Raw genomic sequence first — 569 nt, 5'->3', positions numbered from 1 at the left:
GGCGAGCGGGCGATCCTGTTCGCCACCGACCCGCCATACCTCGTCGACTACGACGGCTCGAACCACCCGACGCGGAACAAGGACTGGTCGGCGTCCTATGGCACAACCTGGGACGACAGTTCGCAGGGCGCGGAACTCTACGATGGCTTCATCGCAGCAGCCGTTGCTGAGGCGATCACCGACGATGCCGCCTGGTACTGCTGGCACGCCTCCCGCCGCCAGGCGATGCTCGAGGCCTGCTGGGAGAAGGCGGGAGCCTTCGTGCACCAGCAAATCATCTGGGTGAAGGACCGCGGTGTTCTCACCCGCTCACACTACCTCTGGAAGCACGAGCCCTGCTTCATGGGCTGGCGCCGCCCCAACCGGCCGCCGAAGGTCGCCGAACAGACGCTGCCGTCGACCTGGGAGATGCCCAGCTTCGCCAAGGACGAGCGCCCCGACCATCCGACGCCAAAGCCGCTCGACGCGTTCGGCATCCCGATGCGCCAGCACGTGGCGCGCGGCGGCCTCTGCTACGAGCCGTTCTCGGGCTCCGGCTCGCAGATCATGGCCGGCGAGGCCAACGGCCG

The 569-nt window shown here is 68.2% G+C and carries 1 protein-coding gene; it reads left to right on the top strand.

Going from position 1 to position 569, the window contains the following annotated elements; genetic code table 11:
• On the top strand, window positions 1-569 hold a 569-nt coding region (locus tag ACH13J_RS18370; protein ID WP_397544790.1), incomplete at both ends, for a DNA methyltransferase.

This window comes from Roseovarius salis, from assembly GCF_044472985.1.
In the GTDB taxonomy this organism is placed as follows: Bacteria; Pseudomonadota; Alphaproteobacteria; order Rhodobacterales; family Rhodobacteraceae; genus Roseovarius; species Roseovarius salis.
The sequence above is the reverse complement of the archived record's forward strand: the minus strand, read 5'-3'. Positions and strand labels throughout refer to the sequence as shown.